Genomic DNA, 24,222 nt, shown 5'->3' on the forward strand with positions numbered 1-24,222 from the left:
TTAAAAACTAGAAATCATGAGCAATCTTCTTTACACAATCGCAGTTATTTTAGTCATTTTTTGGGCTATTGGATTCTTTGCATTCAGCGTAGGATCAATTATACACGTACTTCTTGTTATTGCAGTTATTGCAATACTATTTAGACTTATACAAGGTAGGGGTATCTAAATCAAATAATAAAACAATAAAATAAATAATTATGAAAGCAGATAAAATAATATTAGGAGTTTTAGGAGGCGTAGCCGTTGGAGCATTATTAGGAGTATTGTTTGCACCTGAAAAAGGGGACAAAACAAGAAAAAAAATCATGGACAAGAGCAACGATTATGCTGATGAATTAAAAGATAAATTAGATACTTTATTGGGAACAATCAATAAAAAGTATGAGAAAATTTGGAGTGAAGGCGAAAATTTAATCGCTGAAGGAAAATCAAAATTTGGTGATGCAAAGCATGAAGGTGAAACTTTACTTGCTGAAGGGAAATCAAAATTTTATGATGTAAAAAACGAAATTAAAAACACAAGTATCTAAAAAAGACACTTCGATTTTAAAATTTCACAAGTAACTACGCTTACAAATTATCCCATGGAAAACACAGCAACAACAATAGAAATGCTTTTTGAGAAAGCAGAGGATTATACTAGAACAACAGTAGAATTGGTGAAGTTAAATGCAGTAGATAAAACTGCTGATGTCATGTCCTCGCTTCTTTCTCGATTAACCGTTTCTATTGTTTTTGTAATGTTTGCATTTCTTGTAAACATTGGTCTTTCCTTATGGATAGGCGAATTATTAGGTAAAGTATATTATGGTTTTTTTGTAGTATCCAGTGCTTATTTTCTGATTTCAATAGTATTATACATTTATAAAGATCAATGGCTTAAAATGCCAATCAGCAATTTTATCATTGTCAAAATGCTTAAAAAAAGTTAATATGAAAACCATTAACGAGACAGATACTCTTAAGGAAACGATACAATTGCTTAAAATAAAACAAGCTAACGAATTAGTACATCTTAAAGACCAGTATTATCATACGTATGAAAGTTTGAAACCTTTGAATATAATCAAAAATGCTTTTGGCCAATTGGCTACTTCATCTGATTTTAAAGGAAATATACTTAGTAATATTATTGGTATATCAACCGGTTATTTGACTAAAAAAGTTTTACTGGGATCAACCCATAATCCAATCAAAAGAATATTAGGAACATTATTGCAATTTGTAATTACTAATGTTGTTACCAAACATTCAGATACTTCAAAATCATAACTCTTACATTTTAGTTTTGAATTGATTTCTTCGAATGCAATAATCATCGATAATTCGATAAATCTGTTATAAACCATTTATTTGTTCTTTTTTAAATAAGCTCAAAACAAAAGTTCTAACCTGGAGATTTATTTTATTTAGATTATATCTTTTGACAATTAATTTGAACAGAGCATGGAAAAAAGATTCAAAAAAGAAGCGCTAATAATAGTAAATAAAGAACTTGCTTTTCAAAACTTAGAAAAAGAAAAACGAGCTACAGCACTAATTATGGCCAATAATGAACTTGCTTTTCAAAACTTAGAAAAGGAAAAACGTGCCGCTGAATTAATAATTGCCAATAAGGAGCTTAAGTTTCAAAATCAAGAAAAAGAAAAACGTGCCGCAGAATTAATAATTGCCAATAAAGAACTTGCTTTTCAAAATCAAGAAAAAGAAAATCGAGCTGCTGAATTGATTATTGCGAATAAAGAACTTCTTTTTCAGAATAAAGAAAAAGAAAACCGAGCTGCTGAATTGATTATTGCCAATGAAGAACTTGTTTTTCAAAATCAAGAAAAAGAAAACCGAGCTGCTGAATTGATTATCGCCAATGAAGAACTTGCGTTTCAAAATCAAGAGAAAGAAAACCGAGCTGCTGAATTAATTGCTGCTAATCTAGAGCTTAAAAAAGCCGAAGAATACCAAATAGAATACATCAAAGGACTGGAGGAAATGATGTTTATGACTTCCCACAAAGTGAGACAGCCCATTGCTAATATTTTAGGTTTGTCCTATTTGCTGCATCATCAATCTGTAAATTCACCAGATGATCTAAAAGAATCTTTAGATTTCATCAAGCAATCTGCTTTGAGTCTTGACACGTTTACTAAAGAACTTACCCAATTCATTTTTAATTTGGGAGAAAAAGGAAAATTGTGTTTAAATAAAACCGCTTCCGATATTACAATTTAATAAGACATACTACCCTAAAAAGGGTACTAATTTAAAATAACAGGGTTTAACTTTTTCATTAAAGTTGAACCCTTTTTTTATGTTTCTGTACTATTTAATGGGAGTCTTTGACTTAAAAACTGTTTAAGTTACTAAATGTTTTAGATTAAACTTTTTAAGTATTCCTAAGTTTTTGAAGAACAGAATTAAATAGAGCAATACCTTTTTAACATATTTAAAATTCCAAGTAATTGATTATCAATTTAAAATTAAAAATTTAACTTTTCGAATAAGTGAATTTCACAACTTCCATTTTTAATTGTGTAACACCAACAGTCAATAACAAAACAATCTTTGCTGTACAAAATACTTAATCCCCTAAATCAATAAAATGAAAACTAAAAACTTACTATTAACATTTGCAATATTGTTTATTGCATTAATTTCAGGCTGTGCGGAAGACGATTTTATAGCTCCCGAAGGTATATGCCCAGTTGTTCAATCTACAACTCCGGTTAATGGAGCTTTAGCCGTTCCTTTTAGACAACTGATTTCTGCAACATTCAATGAAGAGATGGATGCAGCAACAATCAATCAATCCACATTTATTATTACTAAAGCCGATGGTTCTACCATTACAGGTACAGTAACCTATAGTGGAACTACTGCTACATTTACTCCTAGCAGTCCTCTTACTCCAAATACTACTTACAGTGCTAGAATTAAAACTGGAGTTAAGGATGTAATGGGTAATGCACTTCAAGCTGATTATGTTTGGACATTTAGTACAGGAATGCTTATTGTTCCTATGGTGAGTACTACTGACCCATTAAACAATGCCGTAAACATTACTCTAAATAAAACGATAACTGCCACTTTTAGTGTACCAATGAATCCTTTGACGTTAAACAGTTCAACTTTTACGGTAAAACAAGGAACAAATACGGTTGCTGGAGTAATTACTTATTCTGGGTCTACAGTATCTTTTACACCTACAAATTTGTTAACAGCTAATACCGTTTATACTGTTACAATAACAACTGGAGCTGAAAGCACACTAGACACTCCATTAGCTGCTAATTATGTATGGAATTTCACTACAGCAGTAGCACCTACAGTAACGAGTACAGACCCACTTAATAATGCTACAGGAGTTAATCTAAATAAAACTGTTACAGCAACATTCAGTGTTCCTATGGATCCTTTAACAATAAATACAACAACTTTTACTTTGAAACAAGGTACAACTGTAATTCCCGGCGTTGTTACTTACACTGGTGGAAATACGGCTTCATTTAACCCTGTAAATTCATTAGACCCAGGACTTACTTATACTGCTACTATCACAACTGGTGCTAAAAACACTGTTGGTATTCCATTAGCGAATAACTATGTGTGGAATTTCACCACAGTGAACTCAGCGACACCGGCCCCTATAGTTACAAGCGGGTTGTTTTTTGGAGTTTTTGGAGGTAATGCAGGAATCACAAACCAAGGATTATTATCTGTAGTAGATGGAACAATAGGTACAACTGCTGCGTCATCTTTAGTGACAGGTTTTACAGATGGTACAAGTGGTGATGTTTATACCGTAACCCCATTAAATAACGGAGTTGTAACGGATGGTATTTTTACTGATGCTCCTGCTCCAGGAAATACTACCAAAGCAGCAACTGCATTAGCGGGATTAAATGCCGCAAGAGATCTTTACAATAGCATCTCCCCTGCCTCAATGCCAGGTGGCGTTGCTAATCCGGGTGCTGGTGAATTAGGTGGATTAACATTAGCTCCTGGTATCTATACAGCTTCAAGCTCTTTTACTATAACTAACGGAAATCTTACCTTAAATGCAAATGGTGATCCCAATGCAAAATGGTACTTTCAAGCACCTTCTACTTTAACAGTAGGTGATTCAATGCCAAGCAGTGTTACTTTTTTAAACGGTGTTGGAAATCCTAATAATGTGTATTGGTATGTTGGTACTGCAGCAGTTATTAACTACGCAGGTGGTGGAGTTATGGTTGGAAACATTATCGCCAATTCTGGTGTGACTTTATCTTCCCCTGCTAACAGCACTAATCCCTTTTTAACAGTACTAAATGGTAGAGCGATTTCTCTAGTAGCTTCAGTTACTATGGTAAATACAGTTATCAATGTGCCAAATTAGGTATTTGACAAAACAACTATTGGAATCAAACATTTCATCCCGTCTTAGGACAGGATATATTTAAAATGAATCAAACAAAACAAATAACATGGACAATATAAATAATTTCAAAAAAGGATTACGCCAAGTTTGGTCACCTAATAACTTACCACTAAAAAGCCTTTTAGTAGTCTCATTGACGTGGTTAAGCGTGCAAACACCAATACAGGCACAGGAAGTTCAAGCGGTTAAATATGCTAAACCTTCTTGGTACTTTGGACTTGCTGGTGGTGCTAATTTTAATTTTTACGAAGGTTCTACTAATCAGTTGAATGCTGGTTTTACGCCTCCGGCTACTTTTCATGAAGGAAATGGTACTGGACTTTTTATTGCGCCACTTTTAGAATACCGTCCTGCGGATTCAAGATGGGGTGTTATGTTACAAGCAGGATATGATAGCCGCAAAGGTACTTTTGACCAAGTAAAAACAGCATGCGACTGTCCTGCTGATTTATCTACTGACTTAAGTTACATTACAGTGGAACCAAGCGTTCGTTTTGCTCCTTTTAAATCTAATTTTTATCTTTATGGAGGTCCACGATTGGCTTTCAATATGGACAAATCATTTACCTATCAATTAGGCATTAATCCGGCTTTCCCTGATCAAGCTCCTTCTCCTGCAGTAACGGGTGAATTTAGCGAGATAGAGAAAACTATTTTGTCAATGCAAATTGGTGCAGGATATGATATTACGCTTTCTTCAGATAGCAACAAAACACAATTTGTATTGTCTCCTTTTATTTCTTTCCAACCTTATTTTGGTCAAAATCCACGTGCTACAGAGACTTGGAACATAACTACAATTAGAGCGGGAGTTGCCCTTAAATTGGGACAAGGAAAAAACATTCAAGAAGCAACGGATTTGGCTAAAGACCGTGAAGTGCAGTTTTCTGTAAACTCTCCTAGCAATGTTCCCGGAGAAAGAAGAATGACTGAAATTTTCCCGCTTAGAAACTATGTTTTCTTTAATGAAGGATCAACAGAGATTCCAAATCGTTATGTTTTATTGACGAAAAATCAAGTGAAAGACTTCAAAGAAGATCAATTGGAAACATTTGCTCCAAAAAATTTATCAGATCGTTCTAAACGTCAAATGACTGTTTATTATAATGTACTGAACATCCTTGGAGATCGCATGCAAAAAAATCCTTCATCGACAATTACTTTGGTGGGTTCCTCTAACAATGGCAATACAGATGGTCTTACTATGGCAGAATCTGTTAAAACCTATTTGGTAAATATATTTGCAATAAATCCAACCAGAATTACCCCTAAAGGTCAAAATAAACCAAATATCCCATCAGAGCAACCAGGAGCAACATTAGAATTGGTTTTGCTACGTGAAGGAGATCGCAGAGTTTCTATCGAAAGTAACTCTACTGATCTATTGATGGAATTTCAAAGTGGTCCTGATGCGCCATTAAAACCAGTACAGATTGTTGCCTCACAAGAAGCACCAGTTGAAAGTTATGTAACCTTCAACAATAAAGGAGCTGGAGAAGCATTATCATCTTGGTCATTACAAATAACTGACGAACAAGGAAAAGTACAATCTTTTGGACCTTATACTCAAGATGAGGTAAGCATTCCTGGAAAAACAATTTTAGGTAGCCGTCCAGAAGGAGATTATAAAGTAAAAATGATTGGCCAGACTAAAAGTGGTAAAATTGTAGAAAAAGAAACTCCGGTTCACATGGTACTTTGGACTCCTGCAAAAATGGAAGAAGGGATGCGATATAGTATAATCTATGAATTCAATACTTCTAAAGCGATTTCATTGTATGAAAAATACCTAACTGAGGTAGTTACGCCTAAAATTCCTGTTGGAGCAACCGTAATTATCAAAGGTCATACGGATATTATTGGTGATGAAGTTTACAATCAAGACTTGTCATTAGCTCGTGCAAATGATGTAAAAAATATCCTTCAGAGCAGTTTAGCTAAAGCGGGTAGAAACGATGTTAAATTCGATGTATCAGGCTATGGTGAAAATGAAAATAATTCTCCATTTGACAACAAAACTCCCGAAGAACGTTTTTACAATCGTACCGTAATAATTGATATTATTCCTGCCGTTAAATAAATCGAGATAATAGAATACCATCTAATAAATTATAAAAGAGGATAGAAACTTAAAAGTCTATCCTCTTTTTTTATCTAAAATTGAGAAACCATTTCCGAATGCAATCTAATGAGAATCAATCCTGAATTATTCCTGGTGTTTCTATATCAGAAATAAATCACATCAAATTATTCTATATTCCTTTTTTAAAACCTAAATTTTAACAAAAAAATTATTATTTTTACTACTCACTTTATGTAGATATGACCCCAAACGAAAAAACCCTCATTAAGTTTTATACTGCTTTTGCCAATGCCGATGCTTCAACTATGTGTGAATGCTATCACTCTAAAATTGAATTTCGTGATCCTGCTTTTGGTTTATTAAAAGAAAAGGATGTGTGCCAAATGTGGAAAATGCTTATTGAAAAAAGTAAAGGAAATATAAAAATTGAGTTTTCAGATATAAAAGCAGATGAATACGTTGGTTCCGCGCAATGGATAGCTACCTACAATTTTAGTAAAACCAATAGAAAAGTAGTAAATGTTATTCGCGCACAGTTTCAGTTTAAAGACGGATTGATCAAAAAACACACTGATGATTTCGACATCTGGAAATGGTCCAAACAAGCTTTTGGAATTAACGGATATTTATTAGGTTGGACTGGTTTTTTTCAACATAAAATACAGCAACAAGCACTGCTATCATTGAAAAAATACAAAGAAACTAAAAATGCTAATTGAAACTTTAAAAACACTATTCAACCGAGATTTAAATCAGCTAAAAACCGAAATTGAGTCGTACCAAAACGAAAACGATATTTGGAAAACTCAAAAAGGCATCGCTAATTCAGCCGGAAATCTATGCTTGCATTTAGTGGGAAATCTAAATACTTACATTGGCGCCGAATTTGGAAAGACAGGTTATATAAGAAACAGACCATTAGAGTTTTCACTGAAAGACATTCCAAGAGCAGAATTGCTGTCAAAAATCGAAGAAACCATTGTCGTTGTTGACAATGCATTAAATACAATATCAGAAGAAGAATTAAAAAAGGAATATCCTCTTTTAGTTTTCGAAAACAAGACTTCTACTGAGTTTATGCTTGTCCATTTGACCACGCACCTAGCCTATCATTTGGGACAAATTAATTACCACAGACGATTATTGGAAACTTAAAACATTCGCAATAATTGGCAATTTAGTAGCTTGTTACACGTTTTAGGTTCATACTTAAATCGTTTATAAAGTAAGGAAGAGTAAGGAATAACGCTTATAATACAACAATTATATGTCAGAATCTTCTAAAACACCCATTCCATTTCAATCCAACAGGAGATTTTCTCTGTTAGAAATTCTTCAGTTTATCGTATTGGCGGCTTTGATTCTGTACTTTGGCAAAACATTATTTATTCCGTTAAGCTTTTCATTACTCATTGGTTTTATTCTATATCCTGTTTGTAAATGGATGGAAACAAAAGGAATCAACAAAGGAATTGCAATTGTTATTTGTATTTTAGGAGTAACACTTTTGGTAGGAGCTATAATTTATCTATTATTCGCACAGTTTTCAGAGTTTCTTCACGAATGGCAATCTTTAAGAACCAAACTAACCGAAACAATAAATCAATTGAGTCTTTTTATTTCGGAACGATTTGACATTAGTTTGCAAAAACAAACAGAATTTATCAATAATACAATCAACAACTCCGGTTCACAAGCTTTTTCAATAGTCCGAAACACCGCTTATTCCCTCTCTGAATCTGTATTTTTTTTATTAATGATTCCTGTTTTCTCGGCATTAATACTTTTCCACCGCCAGATGTTATCAAATGCCTTATATGAACTTTTCCCTCCCGAAAGAAAAAAAACCATTCACGAAATCCTCGTTGAAACCATTCATGCGTATTACAATTTCATCAAAGGAATGCTGCTGGTCTATTTAATAGTTGGATTATTAAACAGTATCGGACTATTGATTATCGGAGTACCACACCCATTTTTGTTTGGTTTTATAGCCTCAATCCTAACTTTTATTCCGTATGTAGGAATCATGATATCGTCGCTCTTGCCCATTGCCGTTTCTTGGATAACGTACAATTCAATTTGGTATCCGTTGGCCGTCATTGCTGTTTTTTCTGTTGTTCAAGCACTCGAAGCCTATATTATATTTCCTTTTGCAGTGGGAAGCCGTTTGAAAATAAACACACTTGTCATCATTATTATAGTAATCTTGGGAGGCATTTTATGGGGCGCTGCAGGAATGATTCTCTTCATTCCGTTCATAAGTATCATAAAATTGATTGCCGACCGTACACCTAGTTTAAAGACGCTATCCGTTTTATTGGGTGACGGCGAACAAAAGAAAACTACGAAATAATCTATTTCAAAAGAACAAAATCAAACTTCCAATCCAACTCTTTTTTATACCACAATTGCCCCTGTGAAACTTCCAGCGGGCAGTCAAAATTATTGGTATAAAGTGCTCCGGTTCCTAATCCTTGAGGCATCAAATTGTGCTGTAAAAAGGTCCATTGCGCAATAGCATTCAGTCCAATATTACTTTCCAAAGCTGAGGTAATCCACCATCCGATTTTATGCTTTTCAGCCAATGAAATCCATTCTTGAGTGCCTCGAAAACCGCCTATAAAACTAGGCTTCAAAATGATGTATTGCGGCTTAATTTTCTCTAATAATTGTTCCTTTTCTATCAAAGTAAACACACCAATCAACTCCTCATCCAAAGCAATAGGAAAAGGTGTGATTTTACACAGCTCTGCCATACTGTCAGTATGATTTTTTTGTATCGGTTGCTCTATGCTATGCAATTTAAATTCAGATAGTTGCATTAATTTATCTAAAGCTAAATTTTCACTAAAAGCACCGTTAGCATCAACCCGAATTTCGACTTGTTCCGGAGTAAAATGCTCCCGAATAAATCGCAATAATTGCAGTTCTTTATCAAAATCTATTGCACCTATTTTGAGTTTAATGCATTGGAAACCTTGTGCTAGTTTCTCTTCGATTTGCTGCTTCATAAACGACTCCTCACCCATCCAAACCAAACCGTTTATCAAGATGGATTTTGTGCCATTTGTAAAGTCCGAAGGGAACAATAAAAAAGGGTTTTCACTCTCCAAAGATTGGAACGCCATCTCCACTCCAAACTGTATCGAAGGAAACTCCATTAAAGCTTCCCAAAGTTGGTCTTTTCCTAAGTGAATAGCATCGCAAGTCCATTGTAATTTTTCTTCATAATCCGAACAATCATCAATACTCAATCCGCGAAGGATTCCACATTCTCCTATTCCTTTTTTACCGTCTTGCTCCAAGACGATAAACCAAGTTTCTTTTTCGGTCATAACGCCACGGGAAGTTCCTGATGGTCGTTTGAAATTAAGAATGTATTTGTGATAGGTTGCTTTCAAGAAATTATAAATTATGAGTTATGAGTTATTTTAATCTTGTATCTAACTAATTGTATCAAAACTTAATCCACCAACTTCAAAATTCTTTCAAAATCACTGGAAGTTATTCCTGCTTTTTTGAAAGTAGCAAAATCTTGTTTTATTTTTTGAATCCAACTCAAACTATCCGTAACGTTTTGAGATTGATACTCTTTATAAATGGCTTTTGCCGAGGCATAATTATCGTTCAATAAATAGGCGTGCGCCAAATTCATCTTTATCAACAACTCCGTATCATCGAGTTTTTCGCCTTCTTTCAGGAATTTAATCGCTTTCCCGTATTGCTTCGTCAGTACATAACTACTTCCTATCGCATTGTAATCCAAAGCGGTTGCTTTTCCATCATTGATAATAGTTGTCAGTTTAAGGATGGCTTCGCCTTGTTTTCCTTGTTTTGCTAATACAGCAGCTTGCTTGCGCAAATCATCATAAACACTTTTTGAAAGACTGGTTTCCCCAAAACAACTGTTACCAAAATCCTTAAACGCTTTAGCACGCTCTACAGCCAATAATTTTTGAAATTCCTTAAACTTGTACTTGGATTGGATTTTATCGAGAATACAAACGCAAAAATCATCTGAATTGGTCATTTTTTGAGCCAAATTAGATGTTTTACATTGATCGATGATTGCTTTTCTGTTTTCAAGTGTCCAGCCACGACTGAGTTTATTATCGACCCACGGCACAACTTCCAGAATAATTTTTTGGTTCATGATCCAGTTTTTACTTTCGAAACCAAACCATAAATTCCCAGAATTGGATTGCATACAAGCCGATTTATCAGTAGAAAGTCGTTTGGCATCTTTACTGACTGGCGTATCCTGAACCAAACACGCATCATCCGTTTTTCCGTTTTCTTTGTATTTTGCTGCCAAGTCGGCACTAGAAAAAACAGCATACTTGCATTTGTCGTCACCAGAAATTTTAGACAAAATAAAAACTGCTCCTGCTGAACCTTGACTAATTCCCGTAGGATCCGGGATGGCTTTTAAAACCGAAACCAAACTGCCCGCCATTTGCTGATTTTTATCCAAAAGCGTTATTCTATAAACAACCTCAGTAGTTCCTTCAGGGAAATCTTGGGTTTTTATAATGATTCTGTCTCTGGCTGAAACCGTTATTTCTTCGGTTGTAGCGCGGGTTTTATCCCAATAACCGTCTTTTTGAGAGAAAACAGATTGAAATGAAATAATTGTTACTATTGTTAAAGCTATTTTTTGAATATTCATTTTCTTGATTAACGTTTTTTAGCCGAGATTACTTCACTAAACTTTCATTTACACAGGAGTTCAGTGAACTTCGTTTGCAGTGAAAATACTTTTTATCAGCCTTTTTTGGCTGATAAAAAGATTACTTCACCATACTTTTATTTTAGTGGAGTTCAGTGAATTTCATTTGCAACGAATAGCTGGAGATTGCTTCGAAAAACTTACAATAACTAATTACAATTCGATGGAACTTCCTATTTCCAGTAACATCAAATCTTTTCCTTTGTTGAAGAATTTACGAATGGATTCCTCATGGTCGATTTCGATATACCCAAAAGTGTCATAATGATACCCTAGAATTTTATCGCAATCCAAGAAATCAGAAGCAATAATTGCATCTTCGACATCCATGGTGAAATTATCGCCTATCGGTAGAATTGCCAAGTCGAGTTTGGTGCGCATAGGAATGAGCTTCATATCCATAGAAAGCGCTGTATCGCCTGCAATATATACGTTTTTATGTTCGCCTTCGATGACAAAACCACCCGGATTTCCTCCGTAACTGCCATCAGGAAAGGAACTGGAATGAATGGCATTTACATATTTCAGTTTCCCAAAATCGAAATTCCAACTTCCACCGTGATTCATCGGATGCGACTGAAAGCCTTTTTGAGAATAATAACCTGCAATTTCAGCATTGGAAACAATTACTGCATTGGTTCTTTTGGCAATTGCCTCCACATCGAGAATGTGATCTCCGTGAGCGTGCGTTACCAAAATATAATCCGCTTTTAAGGTGTCAATGTCAATGTGTGCTGCGTTTGGATTAGCCGAAATATAAGGATCAACAATGATGTGTTTGCCTCCAACTTCTATCCCTAATGATGCGTGACCGTAAAATGTTATTTTCATTTTTTTTAATTTAAAAATTGAATGATTGAAAGATTCCGTATTCGATTATTATTTTATCTCCCACCTAAAAATGTATTCACAATGATATCCGAAAAAAAGTAAATCATACCTAACGACAATAAAACCGAAAGTGCAAAAGTACTCAATGCCAGTTTTTTTAATTCAGGATCTAATTCCTTAGGGTTTTGATTTTTATAGACGGTAATTAAATGTTTAGTTAAAGGAATATACGCCAATAAAAATAAGTATTGATCAAAATGAAAGTCGTCTACAATTGCAAAAATCAACACCATAACCATCGCAGTTACAATCAAAAAATAATGATATATTTTTGCTTTGGCTCCGCCAATTTTTACGACAATCGTATTTTTATTAGACTTCCTATCTGAGGCTTCGTCACGCATATTATTCAGATTCAAAACACCCACGCTCAATAATCCAATAGCAATTGCAGGTAAAACCAACTCGAAATCCAATTGTTTGGAGTATAAAAAATTCACCCCTAAAGTACTTACCAATCCGAAAAATACAAAGACAAATACATCACCAAATCCACGGTAACCATACGCTGTATTCCCAACCGTGTATCGAATTGCAGAAATAATTGAAAGAATTCCCAATACTAAATAGAACAAGGAAAACCATAAATTTGTATCTCTAAACGCATAATAAATCAACAACATCGCTGAAAGCAATGTCAATGCCGAAGTAATTATAATCGCGCGTTTCATGGCCTGTGGAGTAATCACACCACTTTGTATTGCACGTTTTGGACCTACCCGATCCTCGTTATCCGTTCCTTTCATGCCGTCACCGTAATCATTGGCAAAATTAGACAGTATTTGCAATCCTAAAGTTGTTAAAATAGCAAAGCCAAACAATCGCCAGTTAAAGACTTCTGTTGGCGTTAATATATCATCTGTTGGGTGTGCCAAAGCATACATACTACCAACTATTATTCCAGAAACCGATAAGGGTAATGTACGTAATCGTGCGGCTTCAATCCAATGTTTCATGTTTTTTTATTTAAAAGTTGAAGTTTAAAACTTAGGATTCAAAGTATATAAAACTTTAAACCTCAAACTTTAAACCATTTTTTTTACATCCAATTACTATCGGAAGTTTCTATTTGATACAACCAAAGGTTGACTTGTTGTTTTATGACTGAATAATCCCCTAACTGAAAAGCGATATCTCCTCCTGCTGTATGCAATGTTACAGAACCTATATTCAACTTTTTATGCCAAAAAAGCTGGGAAGTTGTAATCGCCTGTATTTTACTGGGCTCAATAATATCGTTGCTTACATCCCAAGCACCACTTTGCTTTATTATAAAATTCTCGTTGATGAACAATCGGTTATTTTTAAATTTAAAATATTGGATTAATCCAATAAAAATCACATAAACCGGCACTACATAACTGTATTCAAAAAACAGGGGTTCAATCCAATACCCAATCGCCAAAAATCCGAACAAAGGTAGTCCTATTGAAAGGAAAACAGAAAAAACAAGTTTACGAAAATTAGGCTGAAGCATTAATCCTTTTTCAGGAATTTTATGAAACAACAATTTCAATATCGAATCTCTCTCGGTTTCACTACATCCCGGAATTTCTATTACCGACTTGCGTTCTTCTTTTTCTCCGCTTGTCGCTTGTTTGATTTTCAGTTCTAAAATTCCCATTTTCTTTTGGAAATAATTCCTTTTAACGGTCGTAATCTGAACTTTTTCAGGTTTGATAATAGTGCTTTTTGTGTTTAACAACCCAAAAGACAACAACAAAGAGCCTTTTTGTCGGGTTATTTTATAATCATAATATTTAAAAACGATTCGGATTACATTTACAACCAAAACAATTCCAAACAAAAACACTATCGATATTAAAATCGTCTGAAAGACTAAATTTTTATCTATATATGATCCTACTTTCTCTTTGTAAACGTTATTCTCGTCTCCAAAGTTTTGCAAATTTTCATAAATCGTACTAAAGAAAATAAGCAACAAGGCGATACTTCTCTCATAGTTAGACGTTATTCCAACTTTCAACAAACTCAAAAAACTTATTTTAATAAAAGGATGTGTCGCTTCAAATAGTTTTTGCTCGGTTTCCTCCAATGAAATTTCTTCAGTTCCAATTGCATGCTGCATTTCTTCATTTTCCAACAAACGGAATTTCAACTCCAAAGCCAATTCATGCGAAATCGCTTTGATAGCGCCTTCTTTTTTATTGCTTCCGGCAGTATCTACATCCAATTCATAAACACCAATTAACTTTTGAATAAAAGACTGATTGATATTTACCTGCTGAATTTTGCGCAGCTGAATCGCTGTTTTGGTTTTATTGAAAACGCCATCTGTAATGATAAATTCTTCATTTTCGGCATCCAAAAAGAAAGTAAAATTCAGATATTTCAAATAAGAAACAACTCCAATACTCACAAAGACAGTTGCCATCCCAAGGAAAAAATACAATTTATTAACCTCGTCAAACTTGAAAATCCAAATCACAATCATAGGCCACAACGCTCTGACGTATTGCTGAAGCGTGTAAAAAAACATCACCAAAATCCCTATTGAAGATTGCCTTTGCGGCTGACTAAAATCGGCTCCCATTACAATTGCTTTTGTATTTTACCCATCAACAATTGTTTGATATTTTCGGCTTGTTCTTTTTCGATTCCCGGAATTTCAATGTCACTTGAACTTCCTCCGGCGGTAAAAATTTCAATTTTGGCAAGACCAAAATAACGTGAAATTAATCCTTCATGCAAAGCCACATGTTGCACTCTATTATAAGGAATTACAATAGTTTTTGTAGCGATAATCCCGTGTCTGAAAAGAACATCGTGTTCCCGGAATGCAAATCCTTTTTTCTTGAATCCAATAATCGAAAACACGACTAACAAAATCGAAAATACAGGAATTACTATTCCTAAAATCAACCAGACTCTTCCTGAAAATAATTCCGGTTTAAGCATGGAAAATAATATTGGAACTAGAATTAGTAGTGCTATAATTCTCACCAGACTAATCAAAACCACTCTAATGTATTTAGGATGTAAATTCGTAAAAGTGACTTCCTCAAATTTTGGAAGTTGGCGCGTATCAATCGTTTCGTTTGTGAAATTTTCCATTTTTTTATTTTGTTTCAGGTTTAAAGTTTAACGTTTCAAGTTCTACACTTGAAACCTAAAACATTAAACTTTTTACGGCAACCATTTTTTCTCAAAATTCGGTTTTCTTTTTTCCAAGAATGCGTTTCTTCCTTCTTTAGCTTCTTCGGTCATATACGCAAGTCTTGTAGCTTCACCTGCAAAAACCTGTTGTCCCACCATTCCATCATCGGTAAGATTCATGGCAAACTTTAGCATTTTAATCGCCATTGGTGATTTTTGCAAAATTTCCTGCGCCCATTCGTATGCCGTATCTTCTAATTCAGCATGCGGAATCACAGCATTCACCATTCCCATATCCATAGCATCCTGAGCCGAATAATTACGTCCCAAGAAGAAAATCTCGCGTGCTTTTTTCTGTCCCACCATTTTAGCTAAATAAGCAGAACCATAACCACCATCAAAACTCGTTACATCAGCATCCGTTTGCTTGAAAATAGCGTGTTCTTTACTCGCCAAAGTTAAATCGCAAACCACATGCAAACTGTGTCCTCCACCTACAGCCCAACCTGGAACTACAGCGATAACTACTTTTGGCATGAATCGGATTAAACGTTGTACTTCTAAGATATTCAAACGATGCTGTCCGTCATCACCCACATATCCTTGATGCCCGCGTGCGTTTTGATCGCCACCGCTGCAAAAAGAATACACGCCATCTTTAGAAGAAGGCCCTTCAGCAGAAAGTAAAACGACACCAATGGACGTATCTTCCTGTGCATCATAGAATGCATTAAACAATTCGGCAGTCGTTTTCGGACGGAACGCATTGCGTACATCCGGTCTGTTGAATGCAATTCTGGCAACGCCATTGCATTTCTTATAAGTGATATCTTCGTATTCTTTGGCAGTGATCCAATCCATTACAATTGATTTAAATTATTTTAGTGTAAAAATAAATCATTTTTTACATTTTATCTATTCTATTTAGATAAGCTTATGGTAATCCTTCTCTGATTAAAGGCTTTAAAACGTTAAAAAAGAATTAAAAAAAAGCATTTTAACAGTAGGCAATTCAAATTATTTTTAATTTTAAATCAAGCTAATCAGATGAATACAAATTGTTTATCTTGATTAATTATTGATTCTTCACTGATTTATTAACCTAAAAAAAGAATGTATTGAATGCAATTAAAAATGTTGTCGCTCCTTTTTCTACGGTAATAACTTATAAAAATATATTCAAAGCCCCGATAAACGAGCTAATGTTACAACCATTTGCCCCAGCAGTAAAAAATAAAAAGTAACACCTACGGTTAAATAAAGATTTATTTTTCTTGTCCTTGCAAAAAGTGAGACATTAATAAAAAATTGTTTTAGAAAATTATCTTCCAATATATAGAAAACCAGCGGCCTTATCGTGAAATTATTTCTTAACTCGTAAGCAAGTGATTGTACATTTAAAGACAAACTATTCTTTAAAGTAATTTACGCTTAAGTTAATATTTTTAAAATAGTATAGAGCATACTATTGTTCATTATAGGTGGATAAATATACTTTAAAAGTAAAATTAAATTTATTTTAATGCTGCTAGAATTTAATATTCTAAAACAGGATTAAAAAGAGAAAGACTAACCGTTATGATTAGTCTTTCTTTTTTTTAAATAAATAAAGATTGTTCAACTATATTTTTTTTCTAAACCATTTAGAAATTAAGCTACATTAAGAATCTCCTCTTAACTAAATTTCCTTAATCTCTTAATGGTTACAAAAGAATAAACATCAATATTGTTAGTATTTTTTATTCCTTAACCAAGTAAATCCCGTCTTCCTTGATTTCGATTAATTTCTCTCGGTATAAAGCTCCTATCGCTTTCTTGAAGGTTTTCTTACTCATTTTCAAAACCGTTTTAATGTCCTCCGGATGTGAATTATCAGTCAAACGCAAGAAACCTCTGCTCGCTCTTAATTCATCTAGAATTTTCTCTGCATTCGGTTCGATACTTTGATATCCTTGAACTTGCAATGCCACATCAATCTTATTATCCGGACGAATTGTCTTGATATATCCTCGCATGCGGTCTCCCGTGCGAATCGCATCATCATAGACTTCATCTTTGTACATCAAACCTTTGTACTTTTCGTTGATGATAACGTTAATTCCTAATTCAGTAATATGAGAAACAATTAAATCTACTTCTTCCCCTTTTTCAACCGTTAGGTGATCATTTTTTAAAAACTGATTCAGTTTACTGGAAGCCACCAAACGATTGGTTTTCTCGTCCATATAAAGGTACACCAAGTAGCGTTTCCCTTTTTCCATAGGACGCGCCTGCTCTTTAAATGGAACCAAAATATCTTTTTCCATTCCCCAATCCATAAAAGCACCAACCTGATTGGTATAATTTACACGTAAAAGTGCAAATTCATTCAATAAAATATAAGGTTCTAATGTCGTGGCAACGGGTCTTTCTTCGTGGTCTAGATACACAAAAACAATCAACTCCTCACCTATTTCAAATTCGTTTGGCACGTATTTGTTAGGTAACAGAATATCATGTATTCCTTCAGGATCTAGTTCTGGATTTCCCAGAAACAAACCCACTTTGGTATCGCGTAAAATGGTAAGCGTATTGTATTTTCCTATTTCAATCATTTTCTTTCAATTTCTAAAGCGCAAAGGTACGAAGTTTGAAAATAGTAAATTAAGAAACTGTCTACAAAAAAATAACCCCAAAATCCGATGGTTATTTTCTTTATTAGGAGCATAACTTTCCGTTCTTTCATCACGAGTTGTCCCGCTGTCCACAGTATCCACGCCCAAAAGCGTGGGATACTTGCTTCCATCGGGGCTAGATTAGGACTTTTTGTTTTTCAGAAGAATTAATTCTTCAAAATTTTAAATGCAGTAAGCATGAACAAATCCTAAAATCGGGTTTCGCTTATACTTTCTTTTTCTTTTTTACTAACTTTGAGGAAACTAAAAAAAACCAATTAATGAAACCAACCTCAATTCTCTGTTTGTTCCTACTTGTATTTATTTCTCATACCAATTACGCACAAACCACAGTCGATGATCCCGAAATAAAAAAAATGGTTGCCGAAGTAAAATCGGAAAACATGGAAGCTACAGTTCGTAAACTCGTATCTTTTGGAACCCGACATACATTAAGCGATACCAAAAGCAACACGCGCGGTATTGGAGCGGCGCAACGCTGGGTAAAATCAGAGTTTGATAAATATGCTTTAGCATCTGGCGGAAGACTAACTTCAGTTATTGATTTTTTCACCATCAAAGCCGATGGAAGACGTATTGCAACCGACAGCCAATTAGGTAATGTTATGGCAACTTTAAAAGGAACTGATCCTACAGATGATCGTGTATTGATTATAAGCGGCCATTTAGATTCCCGTGCTTCAGATGTAATGGATGCCAAATCAGATGCGCCTGGTGCAAATGATGATGCTTCCGGAGTTGCTGCTATGATGGAACTTGCTCGAATCATGAGCCAAAGAGAATTTCCTTTTACACTGATTTTTGTCGCTGTAGTTGGTGAAGAACAAGGATTGTACGGAGCCAAACATTTAGCCGATGTTGCCAAAGATGGAAAATGGAATGTTATTGCGATGATTAATAATGACATGATTGGAAACAGTTTGTCTAGCGGTACTTTATTGCGTGATAATACTAAAGTTCGTGTTTTCAGTGAAACAATTCCATTCTTAGAAACGGAAGCCGAATCAAAAATGCGTAAATCGACCAATCGTGATAACGACAGTCCATCCAGACAATTAGCCCGTTACATCAAAACGGTTACCAATCAATATGTAGAGCAACTGGACATTAATTTAGTGTATCGCAACGACCGTTTCTTACGTGGTGGTGATCACACTCCTTTCAGTCAAAATGGATTTACAGCCATTCGTTTTTGTGAAATGAACGAAAACTACGATCACCAACATCAAAATGTTCGAAAAGAAAATAACATTCAGTACGGTGATTTGGCTGAATTTATGGACTTTGAATATATGAAGAAAGTAACTTGTTCTAACTTGGCTACATTCAGTAATTTAGCTTGGTCCCCAAAAGCACCAATAAACGTAGGAATTGAGGTAAAGGATTTGACTAATTTTTCTACTTTAGCATGGACTGCTCCTGAGGGAAAATCAGTTTATGGATATAACATTCTTATCAGAGAAACATCATCACAACATTGGGAAAAAGCAATTTTTGTAAAAGACACAAAAGCCGAAATCCCATATTCTAAAGATAATTTCTTCTTTGCTGTGCAAACAGTTGATGCATTAGGACATTCCAGTTTACCGGTTTTCCCAATACCAATTCGTTAAAAAGCGTTCAATACTAAACAAAAAAGCGTTTGCCGAGGCAAACGCTTTTTTTATGGATACTATTTACAAATTAAATATTAATTGTAAACACTCTCTTTTTTGAAGTGAACTGTCAGTAAATAATAAACGACCACTCTGTATTTATTTTTGTTTGAACGCCCGTATTTTTCCATAACTGCATCCAGTGCTGCATCTAAATCCGGTCCATCTGCAAGTCCTAATTTCTTGATTAGAAAATTGTTTTTCACCGTATCTAATTCCGCTTGCTGGCTTCCGGCAACCGTTGCAGAATCATCATTATAAATTGACGGACCACAACCAATAGTTACTTTTGTCAACAAATCCATATCTGGATTTACACCACATTTGTCTTTCAAATCGGCAGCATACTTTACAATTAATTCGTCTCTTGCACTCATAAATAAAAGTTTAATATTTGATTAATAGATTTTTATATTCTCAAATTTAAACATTTAATCGTGCCTTTTAACGGACACCTGAAAATAATTAGACCAATTCTTTAAAATATTGCAGTAAAATGCTGTCATTTTCCAAAGTGGGGGTGAAAATTTCCAAAATACTTGGCTTTTCATTTTCAGCATATAAAGCAGTCAAACTTGTTGCTAAACTTACTTCATCGCTGGCAATATTATATTCAAAACCATACATTTTTGCCAAATGTTCCGCAGTTAAACAATGGGAAGTTTCAAAGAATGTATTAAAAACAGGACTTTCTTCATGTCCTGGTAAAATCCTGAATATTCCTCCGCCTCCATTATTGATTAGAATAATCTTGAAGTTTTTCGGGATATAATTGTTCCATAACGCATTGCTATCGTACAAAAACCCAACATCTCCCGTTATGAAAACGGTTTGTTTTTCATCCTGTCCATATGACGAGACAGCCGCACCAATAGCCGTAGAAGTACTTCCGTCAATTCCGCTGGTACCGCGATTGCAATACACTTCAATTGAAGGATGAACGTCTATTAATTGCGCATAACGAATTGCTGAACTATTGCTGATTTGTAACTGACTGTTCATTGGCAAACACTGAATCACTTTTTCGAAAACTTTAAAATCCGAAAAAGGAATTTTTTCTAAATAAATATCACTTTTTAGCTTTCGCAACGCTTTCACAGCGTCTAATTGCTTAAAATAATTACTTTCTTTTGCGTTTGTAAGTGGTAGAAATACATCAAAAAACACATTTGGATTTACTTCAAAATGGTTGGTCAAAGCACCAAAAGTGTCATATGATCTCCAAGAATCAATATGCCAATGGTGTTTTGGTTTGTATTTTCTCAAAAAAGCTTTGATTCGTTTCGAAACAATCATTCCGCCAAAAGTCACTAAAATTTCCGGACGAAAATTTTCAAAATCATCATGCGTAAAAGGCGTAATTATAGTGTCAATGTTGCTTATAAAAGTATCGTGATGCAAATTAGAAGTCGTTTCAGTCAAAACTACAACCGACTCATCTTTCGCAAAAGCATCTATTATTTTTTCGTCTATAGTATTCGGTTCATTTACACCAACTAAAATCATTTTTTTGGTGGAATTGTTCCAAATTGTTGCAAATTCCGAAACGTCTTCGATAGAAATTGTCTGAGTTACATTTGCGGAAGCGATAGTATTCACTTCAACTGAAAGTTCTGAAACGGTTTCATACAAAGGCTCTTCAAAAGGCGCATTGATGTGAACGGGACCTTTTTGCGTGATTGCCGTATTGATGGCTTCGTTGATTTTTAAATCATTTGTAGCTGAAACGTCTTCTTGCAAATTAGCATTGTACAAAGAATGGTTTTCGAATACATTTTCCTGCCGAATCGTTTGTCCGTCGCCAATATCAATTTTGCTTTGCGGTCTGTCTGCCGAAATCACTATTAAAGGAATCTGGCTGTAAAATGCTTCCGCAAAAGCCGGATAATAATTCAATAACGCAGAACCGGAAGTACACACCAAAACCACTGGTTGTTTCGTTTGTTGTGCTATTCCCAATGCAAAAAAAGCAGCCGCACGCTCATCAGCAATACTGTAACATTGAAAGGCTGGATTACTCACAAAACCTATTGTTAACGGTGCATTTCTAGAACCCGGAGAAATAATTATGGTAGTGATTCCTTTGGACAAACAAATTTCAATAATGCTTTGTGCTAAAGGTATTTTGGGGTAAATCATTGTTTTAGTTTCAAAGTAACAAAGATACAAAGATGTAAAGGTTTTTCTCTAATCTTAAATAGTTTTCTTAAATTTGAAGGAAAATAAATTCTATATGGAAATCAAAATAAGACCGGCTGTTTTTACCGATTTAGATACAATATTGGAAATCATCAATCACCAAATACTTCACAGTACTTCGATTTATGATTATGAGCCACGAGATTTTGAAACCCATAAATTGTGGTTTGAGGATAAATTGGCTCAAGATTTACCTGTAATTGTAGCCGAAACTGAAAATGGAACCATTGGATATGCTACTTATGGCTCTTTTCGTCATAAAATAGGCTACCGTTTTACAGTGGAACATTCGGTTTATGTAGCGGAAGAATTTTTAGGAAAAGGTGTTGGGAAATTATTATTGGCTGAACTGATTCAATTGGCAAAAAAACAAAAATACCACACTATGATTGGCGTTATTGACTCCGAAAATAAAGGAAGCATCGCTTTTCATAAAAAATATGGTTTTGAAACCGTGGGCGTTATTAAAGAATCCGGTTATAAATTTGATCGTTGGTTGAGTTCCGTTTTTATGCAATTGATATTAGAATAATTGAAGTTGAACTAGAATTTGGTTCGTTTTTTTCAATATGTTTGGCTTTATAACTTTATGACTTCAAGACTTGAGACTTTATAGTATATTTGCACAACTAAAAATTTCATGGACTATACCTTACTTTCATCGCCTTTACAGGGATTTACCGACTTTCGTTTTAGAAATGCCCAAAACAAAATTTTTGGAGGAATTGATACGTTTTACTCGCCTTACATTCGCTTAAACGGGAAAATGGTTATTAAACCATCCTACGAACGCGACTTGCTTCCAGAGAATAATCTTGATTTAGAGGTAATTCCGCAAGTGATAACAAACGATGCCGATGAATTTTTATTTGTGGCCAAGTATGTTCGAGAATTGGGTTATAAAGAATTAAACTGGAATTTAGGCTGTCCTTATCCTATGGTTACGAAGTCTGGAATGGGCTCCGGTCTAATCAGTAATCCAGAAAAAATAAATAACATTCTTCACAGAGCACACTCTGAATCTGACATTCTAGTGTCTATGAAAATGCGTTTGGGTTATGAAAACAGTGAAGAAATTCTTGACGTTTTACCTATTTTAGATACGTATCCTATTAAAAATATTGCGATTCATGCGCGCATTGGAAAACAACTGTATAAAGGTGGCGTAAATCTGGATGCGTTTCAGCTATGTGTTGATAACACCAAGCATAAACTGTATTACAATGGTGATATTACTTCGGTGGCTAAATTTCATGAAATGCAACAACGCTTTCCTACTATTGACCATTGGATGATTGGCCGAGGATTAATTTCGGATCCATTTTTACCAAGTATGATAAAAAACAATACTTCAGAATATCCTGCCAATAAAATGGAACTATTCAGTGCGTTTCACGATACTTTGTATGCTATTTATAGTGAATCTCTTTCTGGTTCAACACATATTTTACTGAAAATGTATCATTTATGGGAATATTTTTCGGCTACGTTTTCAAATCCGCATAAGATTTTGAAAAAAATAAAAAAAGCGCAAAGCATCCGAAATTACGAAGCTGCTGTAGCTGAAATTTTTAAAAATGAAAAGTTTTAATTAAAAATAAACCATTAAGAAATTAAGAAAAATTAAGCTCTGATTCTTAATGTAACTTAATTTCTTAATGGTTCAAATTTTAGAAAATATTCGACACTTACTCAAACCATAAAAAAAAGAGATTTTCATTTGACTGAAAATCTCTTTTAAAATATTTTACTTTTTTAAATCAGTAAATTACGCTTTGATCCAATTCAATACTTCAGGATCTGTTACCAAAGTTTTTGGGGAAATCACTTTTTCTAATTCTCCTTTTTCGTTGATTAGGTATTTTTGAAAATTCCATTCCACAGTTGAATCTTTCAATCCGTTTTTTGATTTTTGAGTCAAAAACTGATAGATAGCAGCCATATCATCACCTTTTACAGAAACTTTGTCCATCATAGGAAAAGTCACTCCGTAATTCAGTTGGCAGAAAGTAGCAATTTCTTCATTTGTTCCCGGTTCTTGAGAAGCAAAATTATTCGCAGGAAAACCTACAATTACTAATCCTTTGTCTTTGTATTCTTTATAAACAGCTTCAAGATCTTTGTACTGTGGCGTCAATCCACATTTTGAAGCGGTATTCACAATCATTATTTTTTTACCTTTCAAAGAAGCAAAATCAAAACTCTTTCCTGATAAATCTTCTACTTTGAACTGATAAATCGTTTCTTTAGCTATTGATGGCGTACTCATATTGGTTTCAGATTTTTTAGGTTGTGCCTGATTTTGACAGCTAAATAAGATTAAAGCAAATGTGGCAATAAATACTAGATTTTTCATATTTAAAATTTTTTATAAAAATAGACAATTATTTGTCTCATTAAAATTTATTTTCGTTAAACACACGTTAAAAACAAAAGAAGCCTGACATTATGAA

The 24,222-nt window shown here is 34.3% G+C and carries 24 protein-coding genes; 13 read left to right on the forward strand and 11 right to left on the reverse strand.

What is annotated here, in order from left to right:
• Positions 1-16 precede the first annotated feature (16 nt).
• The 10 genes from Q1W72_RS01095 to Q1W72_RS01140 all read left to right on the forward strand — a co-directional run bounded on the left by Q1W72_RS01095 (position 17) and on the right by Q1W72_RS01140 (position 8,856).
• Positions 17-169, forward strand: a complete 153-nt coding sequence (locus tag Q1W72_RS01095) for a lmo0937 family membrane protein (RefSeq protein WP_121342223.1) — start codon at positions 17-19, stop codon at positions 167-169.
• 31 nt (positions 170-200) lie between these two features.
• Positions 201-533, forward strand: a complete 333-nt coding sequence (locus tag Q1W72_RS01100) for a YtxH domain-containing protein (RefSeq protein WP_099715305.1) — start codon at positions 201-203, stop codon at positions 531-533.
• A 54-nt stretch (positions 534-587) separates the two neighbouring features.
• Positions 588-935, forward strand: coding sequence for a hypothetical protein (locus Q1W72_RS01105; protein ID WP_099715304.1), 348 nt, complete (start codon positions 588-590; stop codon positions 933-935).
• Position 936: 1 nt separating this feature from the next.
• Positions 937-1,275 carry a hypothetical protein gene (locus Q1W72_RS01110; protein ID WP_099715303.1) on the forward strand — a complete coding sequence of 113 codons (339 nt, stop codon included), beginning with the start codon at positions 937-939 and terminating at the stop codon, positions 1,273-1,275.
• A 174-nt stretch (positions 1,276-1,449) separates the two neighbouring features.
• Positions 1,450-2,229, forward strand: coding sequence for a diguanylate cyclase (locus tag Q1W72_RS01115; RefSeq protein ID WP_302136846.1), 780 nt, complete (start codon positions 1,450-1,452; stop codon positions 2,227-2,229).
• Between the two features lie 370 nt (positions 2,230-2,599).
• Entirely contained in the window at positions 2,600-4,375 is a 1,776-nt protein-coding gene (locus Q1W72_RS01120; protein ID WP_121342226.1) for an Ig-like domain-containing protein, read from the forward strand.
• 88 nt (positions 4,376-4,463) lie between these two features.
• The gene (locus Q1W72_RS01125) at positions 4,464-6,497 is read left to right on the forward strand and encodes an OmpA family protein (RefSeq protein ID WP_302136849.1); all 2,034 of its coding nucleotides are present in this window, start codon (positions 4,464-4,466) and stop codon (positions 6,495-6,497) included.
• 242 nt (positions 6,498-6,739) lie between these two features.
• A complete protein-coding gene (locus Q1W72_RS01130) occupies positions 6,740-7,219 on the forward strand; it encodes a nuclear transport factor 2 family protein (RefSeq protein ID WP_099715300.1) in 480 nt (159 codons plus the stop codon).
• On the forward strand, positions 7,209-7,655 hold the full coding sequence (locus Q1W72_RS01135; protein ID WP_099715299.1) for a DUF1572 family protein: 447 nt from the start codon (positions 7,209-7,211) through the stop codon (positions 7,653-7,655). Before Q1W72_RS01130 ends, Q1W72_RS01135 begins: the two co-directional genes overlap by 11 nt.
• A gap of 112 nt (positions 7,656-7,767) precedes the next feature.
• Positions 7,768-8,856 carry an AI-2E family transporter gene (locus Q1W72_RS01140; protein ID WP_099715298.1) on the forward strand — a complete coding sequence of 363 codons (1,089 nt, stop codon included), beginning with the start codon at positions 7,768-7,770 and terminating at the stop codon, positions 8,854-8,856.
• Position 8,857: 1 nt separating this feature from the next.
• Here Q1W72_RS01140 and Q1W72_RS01145 read toward each other — a convergent pair whose 3' ends face one another.
• The 8 genes from Q1W72_RS01145 to Q1W72_RS01180 form a co-directional block, all read right to left on the reverse strand.
• The gene (locus Q1W72_RS01145) at positions 8,858-9,904 is read right to left on the reverse strand and encodes an o-succinylbenzoate synthase (protein WP_099715297.1); all 1,047 of its coding nucleotides are present in this window, start codon (positions 9,902-9,904) and stop codon (positions 8,858-8,860) included.
• A 62-nt stretch (positions 9,905-9,966) separates the two neighbouring features.
• The gene (locus tag Q1W72_RS01150) at positions 9,967-11,172 is read right to left on the reverse strand and encodes a M48 family metallopeptidase (protein WP_302136851.1); all 1,206 of its coding nucleotides are present in this window, start codon (positions 11,170-11,172) and stop codon (positions 9,967-9,969) included.
• 213 nt (positions 11,173-11,385) lie between these two features.
• Positions 11,386-12,063, reverse strand: a complete 678-nt coding sequence (locus tag Q1W72_RS01155; protein ID WP_099715295.1) for a metal-dependent hydrolase — start codon at positions 12,061-12,063, stop codon at positions 11,386-11,388.
• Between the two features lie 53 nt (positions 12,064-12,116).
• Positions 12,117-13,079: a 1,4-dihydroxy-2-naphthoate octaprenyltransferase gene (menA, locus tag Q1W72_RS01160; RefSeq protein WP_302136853.1), complete on the reverse strand. Its 963-nt coding sequence runs from the start codon at positions 13,077-13,079 to the stop codon at positions 12,117-12,119.
• A gap of 83 nt (positions 13,080-13,162) precedes the next feature.
• Positions 13,163-14,677, reverse strand: coding sequence for a PH domain-containing protein (locus Q1W72_RS01165; RefSeq protein WP_302136855.1), 1,515 nt, complete (start codon positions 14,675-14,677; stop codon positions 13,163-13,165).
• Complete coding sequence (locus Q1W72_RS01170) at positions 14,677-15,198, reverse strand: PH domain-containing protein (RefSeq protein ID WP_099715292.1); 522 nt, start codon at positions 15,196-15,198, stop codon at positions 14,677-14,679. The genes Q1W72_RS01165 and Q1W72_RS01170 overlap by 1 nt, the downstream gene beginning before the upstream one ends.
• A 72-nt stretch (positions 15,199-15,270) precedes the next feature.
• Complete coding sequence (locus Q1W72_RS01175; protein ID WP_282743342.1) at positions 15,271-16,101, reverse strand: 1,4-dihydroxy-2-naphthoyl-CoA synthase; 831 nt, start codon at positions 16,099-16,101, stop codon at positions 15,271-15,273.
• 878 nt (positions 16,102-16,979) lie between these two features.
• Positions 16,980-17,834 (reverse strand): S1 RNA-binding domain-containing protein, encoded by an 855-nt coding sequence (locus Q1W72_RS01180; protein WP_302136859.1) that lies wholly within the window; start codon positions 17,832-17,834, stop codon positions 16,980-16,982.
• 341 nt (positions 17,835-18,175) lie between these two features.
• Between Q1W72_RS01180 and Q1W72_RS01185 the strand changes: the two genes are divergently transcribed.
• Positions 18,176-19,528, forward strand: coding sequence for a M28 family metallopeptidase (locus Q1W72_RS01185; protein WP_302136860.1), 1,353 nt, complete (start codon positions 18,176-18,178; stop codon positions 19,526-19,528).
• A 77-nt stretch (positions 19,529-19,605) separates the two neighbouring features.
• Here the strand turns inward: Q1W72_RS01185 and Q1W72_RS01190 are convergent, their stop codons facing one another.
• Together Q1W72_RS01190 and menD are read right to left on the reverse strand one after the other, a co-directional pair.
• On the reverse strand, positions 19,606-19,947 hold the full coding sequence (locus Q1W72_RS01190) for a DUF2853 family protein (RefSeq protein ID WP_099715289.1): 342 nt from the start codon (positions 19,945-19,947) through the stop codon (positions 19,606-19,608).
• Between the two features lie 88 nt (positions 19,948-20,035).
• On the reverse strand, positions 20,036-21,709 hold the full coding sequence (gene menD / locus Q1W72_RS01195) for a 2-succinyl-5-enolpyruvyl-6-hydroxy-3-cyclohexene-1-carboxylic-acid synthase (protein ID WP_302136861.1): 1,674 nt from the start codon (positions 21,707-21,709) through the stop codon (positions 20,036-20,038).
• Positions 21,710-21,803: 94 nt separating this feature from the next.
• Here menD and Q1W72_RS01200 point away from each other — a divergent pair, with 94 nt between their 5' ends.
• Positions 21,804-22,301, forward strand: coding sequence for a GNAT family N-acetyltransferase (locus tag Q1W72_RS01200; protein WP_121342239.1), 498 nt, complete (start codon positions 21,804-21,806; stop codon positions 22,299-22,301).
• Positions 22,302-22,409: 108 nt separating this feature from the next.
• Positions 22,410-23,360, forward strand: coding sequence for a tRNA-dihydrouridine synthase (locus Q1W72_RS01205; protein WP_302136862.1), 951 nt, complete (start codon positions 22,410-22,412; stop codon positions 23,358-23,360).
• A gap of 177 nt (positions 23,361-23,537) precedes the next feature.
• Here the strand turns inward: Q1W72_RS01205 and Q1W72_RS01210 are convergent, their stop codons facing one another.
• Positions 23,538-24,125: a glutathione peroxidase gene (locus Q1W72_RS01210; RefSeq protein ID WP_302136863.1), complete on the reverse strand. Its 588-nt coding sequence runs from the start codon at positions 24,123-24,125 to the stop codon at positions 23,538-23,540.
• Between the last annotated feature and the right edge of the window lie 97 nt (positions 24,126-24,222).

It is taken from the genome of Flavobacterium sp. ZE23DGlu08 (assembly GCF_030505335.1).
In the GTDB taxonomy this organism is placed as follows: Bacteria; Bacteroidota; Bacteroidia; order Flavobacteriales; family Flavobacteriaceae; genus Flavobacterium; species Flavobacterium algoritolerans.